Genomic DNA, 261 nt, shown 5'->3' with positions numbered 1-261 from the left:
AATAAATCACTAACGGTCACCGCATCAATAGCCTCGTCACGGTCATTTAAAGTCACCATGCTGGCAAAAATGATCTGATGTGCGCGCCGATAGAAATCTTGCGCTTCGACAAACTCCATCGCTTCCACGAGGGCGTCACTGTTTAAGAAAATAGCCCCCAAGACTGCCTTTTCAGCTTCAATATTTTGTGGTGGGGTTTGATCCAGCACATCGTTGTTCATTTGTGATCCGTCCTTTTACTTTTCGACAACGTGCACGCGA

1 protein-coding gene is annotated in these 261 nt (G+C 46.4%); it reads right to left on the bottom strand.

Annotated features, from left to right (window positions below; genetic code table 11):
* Nucleotides 1-221: DnaB-like helicase N-terminal domain-containing protein (locus tag L9G74_RS21110; RefSeq protein ID WP_275297554.1), on the bottom strand; the 221-nt coding region annotated here is incomplete at its 3' end.
* Nucleotides 222-261 lie beyond the last annotated feature (40 nt).

It is taken from the genome of Shewanella electrica (assembly GCF_022321485.1).
In the GTDB taxonomy this organism is placed as follows: domain Bacteria; phylum Pseudomonadota; class Gammaproteobacteria; order Enterobacterales; family Shewanellaceae; genus Shewanella; species Shewanella electrica.
This window is presented reverse-complemented; position numbering and strand designations above follow the sequence as displayed.